The sequence below is a fragment of the Ilumatobacter sp. genome (genome assembly GCF_039969435.1).
Classification (GTDB): Bacteria; Actinomycetota; Acidimicrobiia; order Acidimicrobiales; family Ilumatobacteraceae; genus Ilumatobacter_A.
In genome coordinates, this window is the sequence record NZ_JBDVNU010000036.1 from 41,220 (window position 1) to 59,443 (window position 18,224).

An 18,224-nucleotide genomic window follows, 5' to 3' on the forward strand; every position below is an offset into this window, starting at 1 on the left:
CACATGACCGACATACTCGACCCGCCGGTCACGCGACCGATGCAGTCGCCGTCATCCCACCTCGTCGCGCTACCCGTTCCGATCCGGGGTCGGGTGATCCGGTTCGCGTCGTGGTCCGTGCGCTTCGACCCCCGGGCGCTGGTCGTGTGTGCCGCGCTCGCCGGTGCCACCGTCGTCGTCGGGCTGTGGTCGATCAGCGTGGGGGACTTCCCGATCCCGATCTCGGACGTGGTGTCGACGATCTTCGGCCGCCCGACGGCGGACTCGGAGTTCATCGTCGGCACGCTGCGACTCCCGCGGGTGCTCGTCGGTGCGGGAGTCGGTGCGGCGTTCGGGATGTCGGGGGCGATCTTCCAGTCGCTCGTCCGCAACCCGTTGGGCTCACCCGACATTATCGGGTTCACCGGCGGGGCGTCACTCGGCGCCGTGACCACCATCGTGTACGTGGGCGGCAGCGCGACATCGGTGTCCGTCGGTGCCGTGGCCGGGGGGCTGCTGTCGGCCCTCGCCGTCTACCTCCTCGCGTGGAAGAGAGGAGTACACGCCTTCCGGCTGGTGCTCGTCGGCATCGGCGCCGGGTTCGCGATCAACGGGGTGATCGACTACATGATCACCCGTGCGGAGATCAACGACGTGCAGCGTGCGGCGGTGTGGCTGACCGGTTCGCTCAACGGGCGCGGATGGGACGAGGTGCGCATCGTCGGCCTCGCGCTGCTGATGCTCGGCCCCCTCGCGGTCCTGATGCAGCGTCAACTCGACCGCCTGGACCTCGGCGACGACACGGCAGCCGGGCTCGGCGTGCACGTCGGTCGCGCCAAGCTGTCTCTGGTTCTGGTCGGCGTCGGGCTGGCCGCTCTGGGCGTCGCCGCCGCAGGTCCGGTCGCCTTCGTCGCGTTCGTGTCGGCGCCGATCGCTCGTCGGCTGGTGAGCTCGCCGAGGGCCTGCATCGTCCCGGCGGCCTTCGTCGGAGCGCTGGTCACGGTGGCCGCCGACCTGGCGGCGCGCCGGGTCCTCGCTCCCATCGAACTGCCCGTCGGGGTCATGACCGCGATGATCGGTGCGCCGTACCTGATGTGGCTCCTCACCCGCCAGGCGCGGACGGGCGCACTGTGATGGCGCGACGCTCCGACGCCCACACGGTCGGCGGCCCGGCCAACGGGGGCCCGACCAATCGGCTGGCCGCACGCCGGGTGACGCTCGCCTATGACGGCCACGTCGTGGTGGACGGCCTCGACCTCGCGATCCCCGACGGTGAGGTCACCGCGATCATCGGACCGAACGCATGCGGCAAGTCGACGTTGCTGCGAGCGCTCGCACGACTGCTGCGACCCTCGGCGGGCGAGGTCGTGCTCGACGGCGAACAGATCCACGGGTTGGCGACCAAGGAGGTCGCACGTCGCCTCGGGTTGTTGCCCCAGACGCCGATCGCCCCGGAGGGGATCCTGGTGGTCGATCTGGTGGCCCGTGGGCGCACCCCGCATCAGAAGCTGTTCCAGCAGTGGTCCCACGCGGACGAGCGGGCGGTGCGCGCCGCGCTCGACGCCACGGGCACCGCCGAGCTCGCCGACCGGGCGGTCGACGAACTGTCCGGCGGGCAACGGCAGCGCGTGTGGATCGCGATGGCGCTGGCCCAGGAGACGGAACTGCTCCTGCTCGACGAGCCGACCACCTTCCTCGACATCGCTCACCAGATCGACGTCCTCGACCTCGTCGAACGTCTCAACCGGGAACGTGGCCGCACGGTCGTCGTGGTGCTCCACGATCTGAACCTCGCCTGCCGCTACGCCACCCACGTCGTCGCGATGCGCGACGGGTCGATCGTCGCGGCCGGCCGACCCGCCGACGTGATCACCGCCGACACCGTCCGAGACGTCTTCGGTCTCGACTCGATGATCATCGACGATCCCGTCAGTGGGACCCCGCTCGTGGTGCCGATCAGCTCGAACGCCCGCGCAACTGCGCCCGACAACCGCCCCGACGAAGGATCGACGCAACGACGCGGTTGCAGCGATCCAGGATGACGAGGTCGCCGACGGGCTCACGAGTCGACGTTCGGGCCGGCACAGGTGGCGGCCCGACCACCGAGGCGCTTTCGCAGCCGCCGGTGGCGATGAGCGAACAGTTGGCGGGCGATCGCGCCGACGATCCCTCTCATGATCGTCAGGCGGGGTTCGATCGCGAGGTGGTCGGTGACGACGCAGCGGCCCGCCTCGCCTCGAGTCAGGCGTCGCTCGTGTCGCCATCGGCGCTGCAGCCAGGAACTGGATTCTTCGACGAATCCTCGTCCGTCATCGACGTCGACGAGAGCCAGTGCGTGGCGATCGAACGGCACGACGCCGAACAACAGGAGCCCGCTCCGGAAGACCACCTCTCCGGGGACGACGACCGACGGCAGTGCGGTGAACTGCGGGTGGGTCGTCATGCGTGCGAATGGACGGAGTTCGGAGTTGACGCCCTCCATCGTCGAGACCGCTCGCCAGACCTCGTCGCAGTCGGCACCGAGCCCGGACGCGATCTCGAACTCGATCGGACGGCGCGTCGTTCGACAGTAGCGACGACCGCTCCGTCGCCTTCGTCATCGGACCGAGGTCAGCCCGTGCCGGGAGGCGTGCGTGACAGTTCGATCGTCGCAGACGGACCTGCGAGCGTCAGGAGAGTTCCGTCATCGCTCACGGTGACTTCTGCGCCGTCTCGAGGGGACGGCCCCGAGATGCCGTCCTCGCACCCTCTCTCGGTTCCGACCAGTTCCAGGTTCTCGAGGTGCCCATCGACGATCGACGCGTACGCAGCGCCCGGCTCGTCGATGGTGCTGATGTTGTTGCACCCGTCGAACCCACTGATCCCGAGTGCCGTGTCGGTTCCCCTGAACGACCAGAAGTCGCCGCGGGTGGGGTCGACAGCGACACCGTCGACAGCCACCACGTACCAGCGTCCCGCCATCTGCTCGGCCAACGTCTCGGCAGGGGGAGCGGTCGTCGACCCGTCGCTGCCGGCCGGCGGCGGTGACGTGCTGCCCGAGTCGCTCGGTTCCGACACTGGATCGCTCGAACCGCAGGCAACGAGGGCGAGAGAGAGCAGGCACACGGCGGTTCTCGACTGGACGTCCATTCCGGTTGGACGCTTCACGGCGTCGAACGGTTCCGTTCGTGACGAGTTCCTCGTCGCGATCATCCGGACTCGAGATCGCGGCCCGAAGGACCGACACCCTCGTCATCGGCGGAAGATGCTCGATCGTCGGACCGGTCGGCGGCAGGGCGGAGGGAGATCTCCGTGACGGCGCGTCCTCGCATCGCTCGCACTTCGAGGTGCCAGCCGGCGGTCGTGGCATGGTCACCGGCGACCGGGATCCGTCCGAGCAACTCGAGGAACAGCCCCGCCACGGTGGCGTAGTCGCCGTCCGGCAGATCCACGCCGATGTCGGGCAGGTCGTGGATCGGGAACCGTCCAGGCAGCACGATCGTGCCATCGTCCTCCCAGATCACCGAGGCCAGGTCGGGATCGGTCTCGTCGTAGATCTCGCCGACGAGTTCCTCGACGAGATCCTCGACGGTCACGATCCCGGCAGCACCGCCATGCTCGTCGACGACGAGCGCCAACTGCACCCGCAACGTCTGCATCTCCCGCAAGGTGGTGAGGGCTCGCGCCGATTCGGGGAACATCGGGATGTCCATGACGACGGTCGACACGGGTGCGTCCTCACGTCCGAGGAGCTGGCGCAGGTGCACCGCCCCGGAGACGTGGTCCAGGCTGCCGCCGTCGGCGACCGGGGCGCGGCTGTGCCCCGACTCTGCGAGCTGGACGAGTGCGTCGCGACACGACGTCGAGGCATCGATCACGAACACGTCGCGGCGCGGCACCAGGATCTCGTCGAGCGAGCGCTCGGCGATCTCGAACGCACCGTCGATGATCTGACGTTGCTCCGGGGTGAAGGTGGCCTGCAACGCGACCATGTCGCGGAGTTCCTCCTCGGTGACCTCCTCGCGCTGCACGTTCGGGTCGCCACCCATCACCCGAACCGCGAGGTCGGTGGAGTGCGAGAGCAACCACACGACCGGCCGGGTCAGCTTCGACAGGAAGGCCAGGGGCCGGGCCATCACCAGACCCCACCGCTCGGCCTTCTGCATCGCGACACGTTTCGGCGCGAGTTCGCCGAACACCAACGTCATGTACGACAACAACAAGGTGACGACGATGATCGACGCCGGACCTGCGAACCCGCCGAGGAAGCCCAGGGGTTCCTCCAAGGGTTCGGCGAGAGACACGGCCGCGGCCGCGGACGCGAGGAATCCGGCCAGCGTGATGCCGATCTGGATGGTGGCGAGGAACTGGTTCGGCTGGCGGGCCTGGCGTGCCAGCAGCGCACCGGTCGCGGAGTGCTTCTCCAAGCGCTGCAGCTGACCCTCGCGCAGCGACACCATCGCGAGCTCCGTTCCGGCGAATGCCGCGTTGATCACGACCAGCACCACCACCAACCCGAGCTGAATCCACAACTCAGACATGACGACCCCGCACTCGATCCGCTTCTCCGTACCACCAAGACACCATGAACCTCCACCATCGACCACGACATGAACAACCCGCCGACGCTCGGTGGCGTCGACATCACGAGAGAACGTTCCGACGACACCGTGCGCGTCGGAGACGTCGTACTCAGATCAACAGCACCGGCGGACCACGCCACGGCGGTGGCGCATGAAACAGCCAACGAGCAGGACCGCATCCGACCGCTCGGAGCAGGCGGGGCAGCGCCTCGACGTCACGGTCGATCGAGCGCACGGTCGGCCGACGGGAAACACGGGGGCACGTCGAGTCGTCGACCTCGTGCTCGACCTTGTGCTCGGACATGGCATCGAGCAACACCGGAGAACTCAGCGGGGGAGCGGACGAGCCGGCCGCCCCGGATTCGACGCCGACGAGCACTGCGGCGATCACGAGCAGGGAAGCGAGCACGCGCCGTGCTCGCTTCGTACTCGGAGGGTCCTGTGCAATGTCCACGACGATCGACTGCCGACGCTAGCGCCATGTGCGTGCCCGCACTCCTCGCCGGGGTGGCTGTCGACGGACACCGGTGCGACCACTCCGTCCACTCGGTTCGGCGCGCGCGAGCCGGTGGGAGGCGGGTGGCTCGTCGACATCGTCGGTCGTCCCGAGCGACGCATACGGTGCCACCCATGACCGAGCACGACCACCTCCACCTCGACGTCGACGATTCCATCGCGACCATCACGATCGATCGCGCCGAGAAGCGCAACGCCATGACGTTCGAGATGTTGAACGGCTTCATCTCCCTCGTGCGCGATGCGGGCCGACGCGACGACGTGCGGGTGGTGATCGTCACCGGTCGCCCGGGCGTGTTCTGTGCCGGGATCGACCTCGCGGCACTCGCCGGGGCGACCGGCAGCCTCACTCCTGACGACGACCCCCAGGTGCGCGGCGAGGCGGACGAGGCCGATGTGTGGTGGCCGCTCGTGTCGTGCCCGAAACCGGTCATCGGCGCGATCGACGGACCCGCCGTCGGGATGGGGGCCGAGTTCTCCAGCCAGTGCGACGTTCGCATCGGGACGCCCAACAGCCGCTTCGCCTGGAACTTCGCACATCGTGGTCTCGTCCCCGACACCGGCGCCGGCACCTGGTTGTTGCCGCGCCTCATCGGGCACCAGCGGGCGCTCCACCTGCTCTACTCGGGGGACTTCCTCGACGCCGACGATGCGTTGGCCATGGGGTACCTGTCCGAGGTCGTCCCCGCTGATCAGCTCCAACAGCGCGCCCGCGAACTCGCCGAGACGTTCCTGGTCGGATCGCCGTTCTCGCACCGGCGGATGAAGGAACTGGTCTACGAGGGGCTCGCCCGCGACGTCGGCGACCACATGCAGGCCCACGTCGAGGCACTCAAGGAATGCTTCTCGTCGAGCGACCACAAGGAAGGCGTCGCCTCGTTCCTGGAGCGACGGCCCGCCACGTTCACCGGCACCTGACCGCGACGGTTGACCGGCGTTCCTGTGGTGCCTGGTGGACGTTTCGTGAACTGAATCGGACGGGTGCTCGGTTCGGAGCGGTCGAGTGCGAGACTCGCCGCTTCCCAAGCCAACGAAAGGAGTCGCCATGCCGACACGATTCACAGGAGACCGAACATGACATCACCGTCCATCCTCGACGTGCTCGAGGAAATCATCACCACGGTCGTCGAGCCGGGCGCCACCGACGTCGACACCAACGGAGAGTTCCCCCGAGCAGCCCTCACGGCGCTCGGCGAGGCCGGGCTGCTGGGGCTGCTCAGCTCGACCGACGTCGGAGGACTCGGCGGCACCCTCGGCGAGGCGGCGCACGTCGTCCGCCGCCTCGCAACCACCTGCGGCAGCACCGCGATGGTGGTCTGCATGCACTACAGCGCTGTCGTCGTGATCGAGCAGCACGGCTCCGAGGAGACTCGTCGAGCCATCGCCTCCGGCAACCACCTGTCGACGCTGGCGTTCTCCGAGACCGGTTCACGGAGCCACTTCTGGGCCCCGATCGGCACGGCGACCGCTTCGGGCGACGAGGTCGTCCTCGACGCCAGCAAGAGCTGGATCACCTCGGCCGAGGAAGCTGACTCGTACGTCTGGACGAGCCGGCCGACGGCCGCAGACGGTGGGGCGTCGCTGTGGCTCGTGCCCGCTGACGCCTCCGGGTTGAAGGTCGCCGGACCGTTCGACGGACTGGGCCTCCGAGGCAACGGATCGAGCCCGGTGGTCGCCACGGACGTCCGCATCCCGCTCGCCAATGGTCTCGGCGACGATGGAGCGGGTCTCGACATCGCACTCGGGGTCGTCCTGCCCACCTTCCAGATCCTCAACGCGTCGTGCAGCCTGGGCGTGATGGACGCCGCGGTCGCCAAGACGATCCAGCACGTGACCACTGCCCGCTTCGCCCACCTGGATCAGAGCCTCGCCGATCAACCGGTCGTCCGTCAGCACCTGGCCCGGATGAAGAATCTCGCCGACGCTGCGAGTTGTCTGGTCGACGACGCCGTCGACGCACTCGCGACGGGACGTGACGATGCGCCGTTGCGGATGCTCCAGTCGAAGGGCGTGGCAGGCGCCACCGCCCTGGAGGTGGTCGATCTCGCGATGCGAGTCGGAGGCGGAGCCGCGTTCCGCAAGGACATCGGCATCGAACGTCACTTCCGCGACGCGCGTGCGTCGGCGGTCATGGCACCCACGGTCGACGCGTTGCAGGAATTCATCGGACGAGCACTCTGCGGCATGCCGCTGTTCGGCTGAGGCAACCATGACCGATTCACGACCGTTCACACTCGGCGCCGTCGCCTACGACCCCAAGGTGGTGACCATCTGGGAGGGCTTCAAGGACTGGTTCGCCACCCGCGACTTCGCGTTCGACTTCGTGCTCTACTCGAGTTACGAAGCCCAGGCCGAAGCTCATCTCGCCGGGCACGTCGACGCCACCTGGGACTCTCCGCTCGCATGGGTCAGGACCCGACGTCTCGCCGCCGCACGAGGCCGCGAGGCTCGGGCCGTGGCGATGCGCGACTCCGACCAGGACCTCACCTCGGTCGTGCTCTTGCGCGCCGACAGTGACATCACCGACGTGTCGCAGCTCGCGGGCCGCACGGTCGCTACCGGTGCGATCGACTCGCCGCAGGCGACGCTGTTGCCGCTCGCTCACCTCGCCGGGCTCGGGCTCGACCCTCACACGTCGTTCACGGTTCAGCGCTTCGACGTCATGGTCACCAAACACGGTGACCACGTGGGTGGCGAACGAGACGCCGTCCGCTCGCTCATCGACGGCACCGCGGACGCGGCCTGCGTGATCGACGGCAACCAACTGATGTTCGCGAAGGAGGGCACCATCGCACCCGACTCGGTGCGGATCCTGACCCGCACCGCTTCCTACGACCACTGCACCTTCACCGTGTTGGACGACGCCGACCGACCGACGGTCGACCGGTTCGTCGAACTGCTGCTGTCGATGTCGTTCGACGACCCGGAGGTGCGGCCGCTGCTGCAACTCGAAGGCCTCCGGGCGTGGCGTCCCGGCCGCGTCTCGGGGTACGAGCTGCTGGAAGCGGCCGTGGATCGTCTGGGCTTCTACGACGTCGACGGCACGATCCTGGTGGAGGGCTACCCGCGGTGAGTCGTTCGCTCGCCACCGTCGATCTCGGCTCGCTCGGGCTCGACGGTGGCGGTCACGTACTCGTCAAGTTGTCCCTCGCCGATCTCGAGAACGGGGGAGAAGTGGGCGTGAGCGGGAGCCACCCGGACCTCGCCGGGCATCTCGCGACGTGGTGTCGTCAGAACGGTCATCAGTGGCGGTCGACGGATTCGGCGGGGTTTCCAGGTGTGGTCGGCATCGTCCGTCGGGGGAGTGCGCCGAGTGCGCGCTGGGTGGGCGCCGAGCGGTCGGGTCGTTCGGATCCCTCCGACGGCGAGGCGATCGCCGCTGCCCCGCCTGCGGCGTGGGGGCTCGCCGCCCGCGGCGCCGCGATCGAGCCGGGTGGACCCGAACCGATGTTCCGGATCCACCTGCGCGACGAGATCTGGAGCGATCGGGCGACCGCGCTGTACGCCCAGGCCACAGCAGCGCAGTGGGACCCGGCGACGGCGATCGACTGGGCTGGATCCATCACCCACGACGGTGCCGTGGAAGCCGCCGTGGTCCAGGTGATGACGTTCCTCGTCGAGAACGAAGAAGCGGCACTCGTGGTGCCCGCCCGGTTCCTCGGCCAGATCCACCCGCACTTCCGCGAGATCCAGCAGTTCCTGGCCGTGACCCTCGCCGACGAGGCGCGACACGTCGAGGTGTTCACCCGTCGTGCCACGCTGTCCGGGCACGAGATGGCGCTCTCCACCGTCGGCGGCCGGGCCTCGCTCCAGACGCTGCTCGACGAGCCCGACTACGCGACCGCCAGCTTTCTGCTGTCGGTCATGGGCGAAGGCACGTTCGTGTCGCTGCTGAGCTTCCTCGAGCGCCACGCGCCGGACCCCGTCACGCGGCGCATCGCCCACCTCACCCGCAACGACGAGGCGCGCCACGTCGCATTCTCGCTCTCGCATCTCGAGCGACACGCACAACTCGATGCCGAGCTTCGCGGCCGCCTCGCCACCGCTGTCGAACGGCGGCACCGGTCTCTGCAGAACACGTCGGGCCTGAACGACGACGTGTTCGACTCCCTGGTGCTGCTCGCTGCCGGCGACACGAGTCCGGAACGCATTCGCGCCGGTTGGCTGCTCGTCCAAGCACTGCAAGCCGAGATGAACGACGCACGGGCGGCTCGGTTGGCCCGACTCGGGTTCACGACGGGGGAGGCCGACGCTCTCTCGTCGCTGCACACGCGCAACTTCATGTGAGCGCCACGTCCGACGGTGCACCGGGCGGTGAACCCCCCGACCCACGCGCCCGTTCGCGCGGGCGAGGTCGGCACGACGCCCCCACGGTCCCGTCAGCCGAGGCGGAAGGGCGGGTACCGATCGGTGACGAGGAGGAAGGCGTACGCCTGGACTCGGAGCACCCAACGGAAGACCCCCTCGACGAAGTCGAACAGCGGACGCGGGTACCTGCCGGTGAACAACACGGAGAACCAGGCGATGACCACGGCGCCGACCGCACCGACTCCGAGGAGGACCAACACGACGTAGTGCGGGATCGCCAGGAGCCACTTGACGAGTGGCAGCCACCTGTTGAGGTCCCGTTCGACGTCGGGGTAGTCGACGTCGAGGTGCACGTACTGCGGGTCGTCGGTGGACGGATACCGATCGCTCATCAGAGCGAGGTAGGAGAAGATCCGGGTCTCGAAGCGTGCGAGTTCGACACCGAAGTCGAACCACCACCGCGGGTACTTCCGGCGGAACACGATCATCAGGATGATCGGGACGGTGAGCAATGGGCTCCCCGCGACCTCCTGGCCGCCGATCGACGCGAGCACGACCCCGATCGGGATGATCCAGACGATCCGCAACAACGTCGACACACGGTCGAGGGGGCGGTCGGGGTAGTCGATCGTCAGCCGGAGCGGATCGTCGACCGTCCGGCGGTCGGGCGGGGGTGGATCGGACTTCGTCGCGTCGGGCACGGAACCAGCGTCCTCGCTCGACTCGGTGACGGCATCGGGAGTCCGGCCACTTCGAACCCGTCCGATCGGCCCGTGCCGACGTCGTCCTTCCGACCGAGACGCCTCACCTCACGACGGGGCGTCGCTGCGGGGTACCGCCTTCACGCCGCTGTGCGCAGCCAGTCGGCCGGGCCGATCGCGAAGTGTGGGTCCAGCGTGGGGTCGAGCAGCCTGACCGTCGACACGAGGTCCCCGTCGGACAGCGACACGCAACCACTGGTCGGGCGGGTCGCACCGTTGCGATAGCTGTGGCGGTGCAGGAAGATCGCAGCTGCGTACGCACGATCGGCCTCGGCGGGGGAGTCGCCGGAGATCGGGTCGAGGTTGGCGCCGATCACCACGGCGTGGGAGTACACATCGCCGAATCGCTGGAGCCATTCGTTGGACGGTCCAGGGCAACCGGGACGATCGACGAGCTTGTTGTAGGCGGCGTCGCCGGGCACCGCACCCCAGCAGTCCTGCGGTCGCACCGCCCGATATCCGATGCCGGCGCGTACCCCGGGGTCGGCACGATTGCCGAACACGTTCACCGACTGCCCGTCCCAGGCAGTCGTCTCACCCAGGGGGAAGACCCCCGCAGGCGTCGTTCCGTCACCGGATCGCCGTTCGAGAAGCGGGCGGGTGCCGTTTCGTCCGAAGCGGGCGTCGACGGCGTCCGTCTGGCAGTGCCACGCGCCGCCGACGTCGCGCACGGCGACGAAGGCCTGGCCCGCCGTGGCGGCGAAGGAATCGGTCGCCAGCACGACGAGCTGTCGGGAGTCGGGGTGGCGGGTCGACACGGCGCGGACGAGGTCCAGGTCGCACGTCGCGACCGAGGACCACTGCACGTCGCGCCGAGCGGTGTCGAACGCCTGGGCGGAGCGATCCACGGTGTCGGTCGTGCTCGTGACGGCGGCAACCGAGGACGGAAGCAGAGCCGTGACTCCGACGGCGAGAACGGCGAGCCTGCGGATCATGATCGCCAGTATCGCCGGACGCAGCGGAACGGGGGGTCCAGCACGCACGTCCCGCCGTTCCGCCGGGCCGCCGATGTCGACCCCGATCAGCCGATGATGCGATCGATCACGGCGCTGTGGCCGCGGACCTTGCCGGGTTTGGCGTCGCGAGCCGTCTGGGGGAACGCCAGCACCGACACCGACGTCGGCTCGGTGCCGTCACCGGTCTCGTACACGATCACCTCGCTCCGACTGGTGAGCGCTCCGACGTGCAGCGGTCCCCACTTTCCGGCGGGCATCACCCGCACGCCCTTGCCCCCGCGTCCCTGTTCGGGCAGTTCGCCCGGGTCGATGCGCTTCGCCATCCCCTTGGTCGTGGCGAGCAGGAGCCAGTCGTCGACGGTCGGGATGCCACCGAAGACGACGGACGCCTCGGTCCTGATCCCCCGCACGCCCGCGGCGGTGCGACCCATCGGGCGCAGCCCCTCGGGAGTGAAGCGGATGCCCTGACCGTCGGAGGTGGCCAGCACGATGTGCGCATCGTCGTCGAACGGCTCGACCGCCACCACTCGAGCCTCGGCGCCGAGCTTCACGATCGAGATCCCGCCCTTGCGGTCGCCGCCCTCGCAGTCGGCCGTGGCGATCCGCTTCACCTGGCCGTCGGACATGACGAGCAGCAGGTCACTCGGCAGGTCCGACTCGAGCCACCAGCGGATCGGTTCACCGGCGAGCCCCGGCAGAACACTGGCGGCCGCCGTCGGCTTCTCGCCGATGTTCGCCACCAGCGTCCGGAACAGGTGGCCGCTGTCGGTGATCGCCACGAGCGTGGTCGCGGTCGACGTGTCGAAGGTGTGCAGTGGAACGATCTTCGGCTTCGCCTTCGAGCCGTGCCCGATCGCCTGCATCCACCCGGCGGCATCGAGGTACAGGGTGGTGGGGACGTCGATCACCATCTGCGCCTTGGACACCTTCGGGGCGCTCTCCGTGGTGATCGTGGTGACGCGCGGCGGCAGATCCTCGAACGCCTCCATCGTCTCCTTCAATTCGCGTGCCACGAGTGAGCGCTGGCGCGTCTCGGACGACAGGAGCAGTTCGAGCTTCGCCTGCTCCTCCTCGAGCGCCGTCGCCTCGGTCCGGAACTCGATGACGGCGTCCTCGGTGAGTTGGCCGAGGTTCAGGTCGAGCACGGCGTTCGCCTGGGCCTCGTCGATCGAGAACCGTTCGATCAGACGCCCGCGGGCGACGCCACGGGTCTTCGACGTGCGCACGATCGCGATGGTCTCGTCGATGTCGACGAGCACGGCGAGGAACCCGCGGAGTCGGTGCAGGCGTTCGGCGATCCTGGTGAGTCGGTACTCGGCGCGCGACACGACCACGCGGATGCGGTGGGCCACCCATGCCTGCAGTGCGCTGCGCAGGTTGTAGAGCCGGACGGTGTCGTTCTCGTCGAGGAAGTGCATCTGCACCTTGTTGGTGACCTGCAGGTTCGTGAACCGCAGCAGGCCGGGCACGACCATGTCGGCGTCCACACCGGCCCCGAGTTCCACCGTGATGCGGGTCTGACCGTTCGACGACTCGTCGTTGAACGCGGTGATCCCGCCGAGATCGCCGTTGTCGAGTGCGTCGCCGACCTGGGCGATGAACTTCTCGACCGACCCGAGCGTCGTGTCGGCGTAGGGAAGCGAGGTGACGACGATCTGCTGGCGACCGCGACCGACCGGCTCGACGACCCACGCGCCCCGCACGACGACGCGGCCCTGGCCAGAACGGTAGATGTCGTTGAGTTCGTCGCCGTTGGTGACGGTGCACTCGGAGGGGAACGACGGCCCCGGCAGAGCGGCCATGAGTTCGTCGACGCTCGCCGACTTGCGCTCGAGCAGGATCAGCGCTGCTTCGCACACCTCGCGCGGATCGTGGGGTGGCAGGTAGGACGACAGGCCGACGGCGATGCCGTTCGCTCCGTTCACGAGCAGGTTGGGGTAGGCGGCGGGGAGGACCCGTGGTTCGACCGTGGAGCCCTCGTAGTTCTCGACCATCTCCACCACCCCCTGGTCGACCTCGTCGAGCAGCAGCATCCCGAACCGGCCGAGTCGTGTCTCGGTGTAGCGCGGCGCCGCGGGAGCGAAGTCGGGCGAACCGACGTTGCCGTGGAAGTCGAGCAACGGGACGAGGTTCGAGAACGGTTGAGCCAGGCGGGCGAGCGCATCGGCGATCGATGCGTCTCCGTGGGGATGGAACAACGCCATGGTGTCGCCGACGACACGGGCGGTCTTGACGAAGGGCCGATCGGGAAGGAGTCGCTGGGTCCACATGTCCCACAGGATCCGGCGGTGGACCGGCTTGAGGCCGTCGGCCGCGGCGGGGATCGCCCGGTCCTCCACGACCGCACGGGCGTAGGCGAAGTAGTCGCGGTCGAGTTGGTCGCCGGCGGACAGCGCCACGATCGTCTCGGTGAAGTCGAACAGCTCGGCGGCGGCCTTCTTCTTGCGGGCCATCAGCGATCACCTCCCACGGTGAGCGAACCGCCGGATCGTTCGAGGTACCACGTCTTGCGGAGCTCGGACTTCGAACCGAACAGGCGCTCGGCGAGGCGGGCGACGTTCGCGGGGTCGTCGATCTCGACGACGCCGATCTTGCGATCGGTGCCCATGACGGAACGGAGTTCGACGGCATCCATCTCGCCCAGGCCCTTCAGTCGACCCATGTGGGCCTTGTGGGTGGGATTGTCCGCTCGCCAGGCGCGCATCGCCGTGTCGTCCTCCAGATAGATCCGCTCGCCCTGGTGGACGGTCGTCCACAGCGGCGGGAGTGCGTAGTACAGCCGGCCGGACTCCACCATGCCCGGGCACCACGTGTAGAGGAACGCCAGGATCAGGGCGCGGATGTGGAGACCGTCGTCGTCGGCGTCGGCGAGCACGACGAGTCGGTCGTAGCGGAATTTGTCGAGGTCGAAGTCGTCGCCGATGCCGCACCCCATCGACAGGATCAGGTCGGCCATCGACTTGACCACGCGGCTGATCGACTCCCGATAGGAGTTCAGCGGCTTGCCACGCAGCGGCAGGATCGCCTGGAACGAGGGGTCCCGCGCATCGATCGCCGTGCCGCCTGCCGACTCGCCCTCGACGAGCAGCAACTCGGTCGGCCGGTCGGTCTTGAAGGTGCAGTCGCGGAGTTTGGCCGGCAGCCCGTTGCGCGACTTGTTCCCCTTGCCGAGCAACGCCCGGACGGCCGCCTGCTCGGCATTCGACCTGGTTCGCGATCGCATCGACGAGATCGCGAGTTCGGCGATCTTCCTGGCCGACTCGGGATTCTCCTCCAGCCAGCGGCTCATGGCCGGCATGACGATCGCCCGCGTCCGTGACGTGGCCTCGGGGTTCATCAACTTCGACTTCGAGTTCCCGGCGAACTGGGGACCGGGCAGCATGATCGAGGCGACCATCAGGCCCGCCGCGAAGATGTCACGCGTGTTCGGCTGGGCCTCCTTGTCCTTGAGCATGTCCCGTTCGCCGATGTACTTCTGCACCGACTCGGTGACCGCCGTGCGGAACCCGTTGATGTGCGTGCCGCCTTCGGGCGTTGCGACGCCGTTGGCGAAGCCGATGCTGGTGTCGCGCCCTTCGACCGTCCAGGCGATCGCGGCATCGACCGTGACGTCACCGTCTCGTCCCTGGAACGACACGACCGGCGCCACGAGACCGGTGTCGACGGTCATCTCGGTCACGAGGTCGGCCACCCCACCGTCCGAGCACCACTCGAACGTCTCCTTCGTGCCGGCACGGTCGTCGACGAGGACGAACGTCACCCCCGGGTGCACGAAGCTCTTGTGGCGGAAGCGGTCGGAGATGATCCGCGTCGACCACTGCGGCTCGTCGAAGGGGACGCCGTGATCGTCGTGGAACAGGGCGAGGTCGGGCCAGAAGCGGATCAGCGTGCCGGTGTCGCCCTTGGCGCACTTGCGCACCGTGTGGATCGGCTCGGTGACGATCCCCGGTTCGACGTTGCCCTTTCGGTCGCGGACGGCTTCGAGGACGAGTCGGTGGACCTCTCCGCCGCGACGGACCTCGGCGGCGATCTTGCTCGACATCCCGGTGACGACCGACGCGCCCACGCCGTGCAGGCCTCCCGACACCTTGTAGCTGTCCGAGTCGAACTTGCCACCGGCGTTGGTCTCGCAGAGCACCACCTCGAGTGCCGAGCGACCGGCGTGCGGCCCGTCCTTCATGGCGCCGACGGGCACACCGCGACCGTTGTCGTGGACGGAGACGGAACCGTCCCTGTGCAGTGTGGTTTCGATGCGGTCGCCGTGCCCGGCCATCGCCTCGTCGACGGAGTTGTCGACGATCTCCCAGATCAGGTGGTGCAGTCCGGCGATTCCGACGCCTGCCGACCCGAGGTACATGAGCGGCCTGGCGCGGACGTGGCTGAGGCCGCTGAGTGCCTGGATCTGGTCGGCTTCGTATCCGGTCGTGGTGCTCATTGCGTCACCCAGATTACGAGCCTGTAGTTCAAACGGCGCCGATGGTGGCCGACTGATTCCTCTGGACCCATGTGGCGAGACGGTCGCGATCGCTCGGTGCCGTCACGGTCGGGTCGCATCGGGCACCGCACTCGAGGTCACGGGAGACGGAACCACTCGTCCGGCCGACTCGACCCGGTCACGCCGGGGGAGCGGGCGTAGGTTCCGGAGCATGATCGACGACCCGATGCTCGGAGCCGCACGTCCCGTCGGACTCGGCTACTGGCCGTTGCCGCAGGACGATCCCGGTGTGGCGGTGCAACGCGAGGAGGTGCGACTCGTGTCGCCCGACGGCGCTCTCGTACGTGGCGTGCTGTGGACCCCGCCGGTGGGCACGCCGTGGAGGACGGCGGTGATCCTGTCACACCCACGAGGTGACTTCAGCGTCCACTACGCGTGCCCCTTGCTCGCCGCCGCGGGCTACGCCGTGCTCGGCTTCGGTACCCGGTACATGAACAACGACACGGACTGCCTGCACGAGAACTGCATCATCGACGTGAAGACCGCGCACGACGAGATGGTCCGGCGCGGCGCCGACGCCGTCGTGCTGCTCGGCAACTCGGGCGGCGGGTCGTTGATGGCGATGGCCAACGCCGAACTCGGCATCGGTGACGGATGGGTCGGCGTGGCTGCGCACCCTGGCGAAGGCGTCTTCATGCTCCAGGTGATCGATCCGTCGGTCGCCGACGAGACCGACCCGTTCTCCACCGTGCCCGAACTCGACATGTACCACCCGGACAACGGGTGGCGACCTTGGCCCGAACCGTGCTCGTACGACCCGGAGTGGCTGGCGACCTACCGCGCCGCGCAATGTGCGCGAGTGGAGCGGATCGACGCGATCGCGAAGGCGTCGATCGCCGACGCCGCGGACGTCCTCCCCGAACTGAAGCAGACCGACAAACGGGTCGACGCCGTCCGCTACAGGGAACTCCGGCGTCGGGCCGTGTTCACGAAGTACCTCACGGTCTACCGCACGCTCGCCGACCCTGCCTACCTCGATCTGTCGATCGACCCCGACGACCGGGCGATGGGCTCGCTGTTCGCGTTCCCCGACCCGTTCGACGCCAACTACGGGCGCGGTGGCCTGGCTCGCACCATGACGGCACGCGGGTGGCTGAGCACCTGGTCGGGGTTGTCGAGTGGAGCCAAGCTCGCCGACACGATGCCGAACGTGCTGGTGCCGACCCTGTTGATCCACCCGACCGCCGACACCGAGATCCGGGTGTGGCAGGCTCAGGAGATCGTCGACGCAGCCGGCGCCGACGACGTCACCTACGTCGCGATGAAGGGTGCACTCCACTACCTGGAGGGTGACCGCCCCGAAGCGATGCAGCACGTCGTCGACTGGCTCTCGAAGCGGTTCCCGTGATCAGCGACGGACAGGCCCGACCGCCATCCACCGTTCAGCGTTCGACGGGGTTCGTGACCCGGTGGCCGGGAATGATCGCAGCGCTGCAGGTGCCGCAGGACCACCACTCCTTCAGTTCCGCAGGGTGGAGATCGCCGGAGGTGGGAAAGAGTTGACGGCACCGTCCGCATCGACGCTGCGGTGCATCGGCAGGTTGCACGGACGATCCGGTTCCGGTCATCCCGTCAGCGCTCGATCAGCTTCTTGTCGTTCTGCTTCGTGCGTTTGGCTTCACGCTTCTCCTTGAGCGTCTTGCCTTCCTTCTTGCCGTCTCGACGTTGCGGTGACTTGGGCATGGCACTCCTGTGAGCAAGGGCTCAGAGGAGGCGACCGCATCGAGTCGACGAAGAGCGCCGAGCGTGAGAAGTGGTCCCCGGTGAGTCGGTGGACTCGCAACGTACCACGGCGTCGCAGACCAGCGAGGTCGGGGCATCCGCCGCGCGAGCGTTCAGTCCAGCGCCGACAGAGCGTCGACGATGGGAGTCGAGCCGGAGATGACTTCGAACGTGTGACCGTCGCCGAGACCCGAGTCGATGATCTCCGCGAGCACGTGGGCAACATCGGCTCGGGGGATCTTTCCGCTGCCTGTGTGTTCAGCAACCTGGACGGACCCGGTGGCGTCGTCGTCGGTCAACTGGCCCGGTCGCACGATCACGTGACCGATGTCGTTTCGCTCCGACGCGGCACGGACGCCTTCGTCGGCCTCGTGCTTCGCTCGGAGGTAGACGCTGAACGTCTCGTCGTCCTGAGGCGGGTCGTCGGCGCCCATCGAGCTGATGATGACGAAGCGGGACGCCGCCACTCGCACCGCAGCGTCCATCGACTTGAGTGCTCCGTCGCGATCCATCGACCACTTGCGGTCGGGTCCTGCGTCGGGTCCGGAGCCGGCTGCGAACACGACCACGTCGCTGGCACTGAACACGGTCTCGATCTCGGAGATGTCGGCGACCTCGACGTCGCAGACGACGGGGTCGCCGCCATCGGCACGGATGTCGTCGAACTGGTCCTCCGATCGCACCAGGCTGCGGACGCTGTGGCCGCGTCCGACGAGTGTCGTGGTCAGGAGTCGTGCGATCTGGCCGTGCCCTCCCACGATCGCGATCTGCAGTGGTGTCTCGGTGGTCATTCGTCCTCCCTACCCGATGTCCGCCCGGTGAAACGGATCCGGTTCGATCCGTGGGAAGTTGCGCGCGCAATGTTTGGGTTCGGCGAGGACGGGCACCACCACATCAGGAAGTTGCTCCCGCAACTGTTCCGTCC

Annotated in this window: 16 protein-coding genes; 7 read left to right on the plus strand and 9 right to left on the minus strand. The window is 68.3% G+C overall.

Going from position 1 to position 18,224, the window contains the following annotated elements; all coding sequences use genetic code 11:
- Nucleotides 1-3 precede the first annotated feature (3 nt).
- Together ABJK40_RS17470 and ABJK40_RS17475 are read left to right on the plus strand one after the other, a co-directional pair.
- Nucleotides 4-1,113 (plus strand): iron chelate uptake ABC transporter family permease subunit, encoded by a 1,110-nt coding sequence (locus ABJK40_RS17470; RefSeq protein WP_348480280.1) that lies wholly within the window; start codon nucleotides 4-6, stop codon nucleotides 1,111-1,113.
- Nucleotides 1,113-2,021 (plus strand): ABC transporter ATP-binding protein, encoded by a 909-nt coding sequence (locus ABJK40_RS17475; RefSeq protein WP_348480278.1) that lies wholly within the window; start codon nucleotides 1,113-1,115, stop codon nucleotides 2,019-2,021. Before ABJK40_RS17470 ends, ABJK40_RS17475 begins: the two co-directional genes overlap by 1 nt.
- A 17-nt stretch (nucleotides 2,022-2,038) precedes the next feature.
- Here ABJK40_RS17475 and ABJK40_RS17480 read toward each other — a convergent pair whose 3' ends face one another.
- From ABJK40_RS17480 to ABJK40_RS17495, 4 genes are all read right to left on the minus strand, one after another.
- Nucleotides 2,039-2,422 carry a hypothetical protein gene (locus tag ABJK40_RS17480; protein ID WP_348480277.1) on the minus strand — a complete coding sequence of 128 codons (384 nt, stop codon included), beginning with the start codon at nucleotides 2,420-2,422 and terminating at the stop codon, nucleotides 2,039-2,041.
- Nucleotides 2,423-2,589: 167 nt separating this feature from the next.
- On the minus strand, nucleotides 2,590-3,126 hold the full coding sequence (locus tag ABJK40_RS17485; RefSeq protein WP_348480276.1) for a hypothetical protein: 537 nt from the start codon (nucleotides 3,124-3,126) through the stop codon (nucleotides 2,590-2,592).
- Nucleotides 3,127-3,167: 41 nt separating this feature from the next.
- A complete protein-coding gene (locus tag ABJK40_RS17490) occupies nucleotides 3,168-4,499 on the minus strand; it encodes a hemolysin family protein (RefSeq protein WP_348480275.1) in 1,332 nt (443 codons plus the stop codon).
- A 151-nt stretch (nucleotides 4,500-4,650) separates the two neighbouring features.
- Nucleotides 4,651-4,950 carry a hypothetical protein gene (locus tag ABJK40_RS17495; RefSeq protein ID WP_348480274.1) on the minus strand — a complete coding sequence of 100 codons (300 nt, stop codon included), beginning with the start codon at nucleotides 4,948-4,950 and terminating at the stop codon, nucleotides 4,651-4,653.
- 221 nt (nucleotides 4,951-5,171) lie between these two features.
- On the opposite strand from ABJK40_RS17495, the gene ABJK40_RS17500 reads away from it, so the two are divergent.
- From ABJK40_RS17500 to ABJK40_RS17515, 4 genes are all read left to right on the plus strand, one after another.
- A complete protein-coding gene (locus tag ABJK40_RS17500; RefSeq protein ID WP_348480273.1) occupies nucleotides 5,172-5,975 on the plus strand; it encodes an enoyl-CoA hydratase/isomerase family protein in 804 nt (267 codons plus the stop codon).
- Nucleotides 5,976-6,131: 156 nt separating this feature from the next.
- Nucleotides 6,132-7,259 carry an acyl-CoA dehydrogenase family protein gene (locus tag ABJK40_RS17505; protein ID WP_348480272.1) on the plus strand — a complete coding sequence of 376 codons (1,128 nt, stop codon included), beginning with the start codon at nucleotides 6,132-6,134 and terminating at the stop codon, nucleotides 7,257-7,259.
- Between the two features lie 7 nt (nucleotides 7,260-7,266).
- A complete protein-coding gene (locus ABJK40_RS17510; RefSeq protein WP_348480271.1) occupies nucleotides 7,267-8,130 on the plus strand; it encodes a PhnD/SsuA/transferrin family substrate-binding protein in 864 nt (287 codons plus the stop codon).
- Complete coding sequence (locus ABJK40_RS17515; protein ID WP_348480269.1) at nucleotides 8,127-9,344, plus strand: ferritin-like domain-containing protein; 1,218 nt, start codon at nucleotides 8,127-8,129, stop codon at nucleotides 9,342-9,344. Before ABJK40_RS17510 ends, ABJK40_RS17515 begins: the two co-directional genes overlap by 4 nt.
- Before the next feature lie 92 nt (nucleotides 9,345-9,436).
- Here the strand turns inward: ABJK40_RS17515 and ABJK40_RS17520 are convergent, their stop codons facing one another.
- The 4 genes from ABJK40_RS17520 to ABJK40_RS17535 all read right to left on the minus strand — a co-directional run bounded on the left by ABJK40_RS17520 (nucleotide 9,437) and on the right by ABJK40_RS17535 (nucleotide 15,517).
- Complete coding sequence (locus ABJK40_RS17520; RefSeq protein WP_348480268.1) at nucleotides 9,437-10,066, minus strand: DUF4389 domain-containing protein; 630 nt, start codon at nucleotides 10,064-10,066, stop codon at nucleotides 9,437-9,439.
- Between the two features lie 140 nt (nucleotides 10,067-10,206).
- Nucleotides 10,207-11,061, minus strand: coding sequence for a hypothetical protein (locus ABJK40_RS17525; protein WP_348480266.1), 855 nt, complete (start codon nucleotides 11,059-11,061; stop codon nucleotides 10,207-10,209).
- Between the two features lie 86 nt (nucleotides 11,062-11,147).
- A complete protein-coding gene (locus ABJK40_RS17530; protein WP_348480264.1) occupies nucleotides 11,148-13,535 on the minus strand; it encodes a DNA gyrase subunit A in 2,388 nt (795 codons plus the stop codon).
- Entirely contained in the window at nucleotides 13,535-15,517 is a 1,983-nt protein-coding gene (locus tag ABJK40_RS17535) for an ATP-binding protein (protein WP_348480263.1), read from the minus strand. Before ABJK40_RS17535 ends, ABJK40_RS17530 begins: the two co-directional genes overlap by 1 nt.
- 211 nt (nucleotides 15,518-15,728) lie before the next feature.
- Here ABJK40_RS17535 and ABJK40_RS17540 point away from each other — a divergent pair, with 211 nt between their 5' ends.
- Nucleotides 15,729-16,925: an alpha/beta hydrolase gene (locus ABJK40_RS17540; protein WP_348480262.1), complete on the plus strand. Its 1,197-nt coding sequence runs from the start codon at nucleotides 15,729-15,731 to the stop codon at nucleotides 16,923-16,925.
- Between the two features lie 487 nt (nucleotides 16,926-17,412).
- Here ABJK40_RS17540 and ABJK40_RS17545 read toward each other — a convergent pair whose 3' ends face one another.
- A complete protein-coding gene (locus ABJK40_RS17545) occupies nucleotides 17,413-18,090 on the minus strand; it encodes an SDR family oxidoreductase (RefSeq protein WP_348480261.1) in 678 nt (225 codons plus the stop codon).
- Between the last annotated feature and the right edge of the window lie 134 nt (nucleotides 18,091-18,224).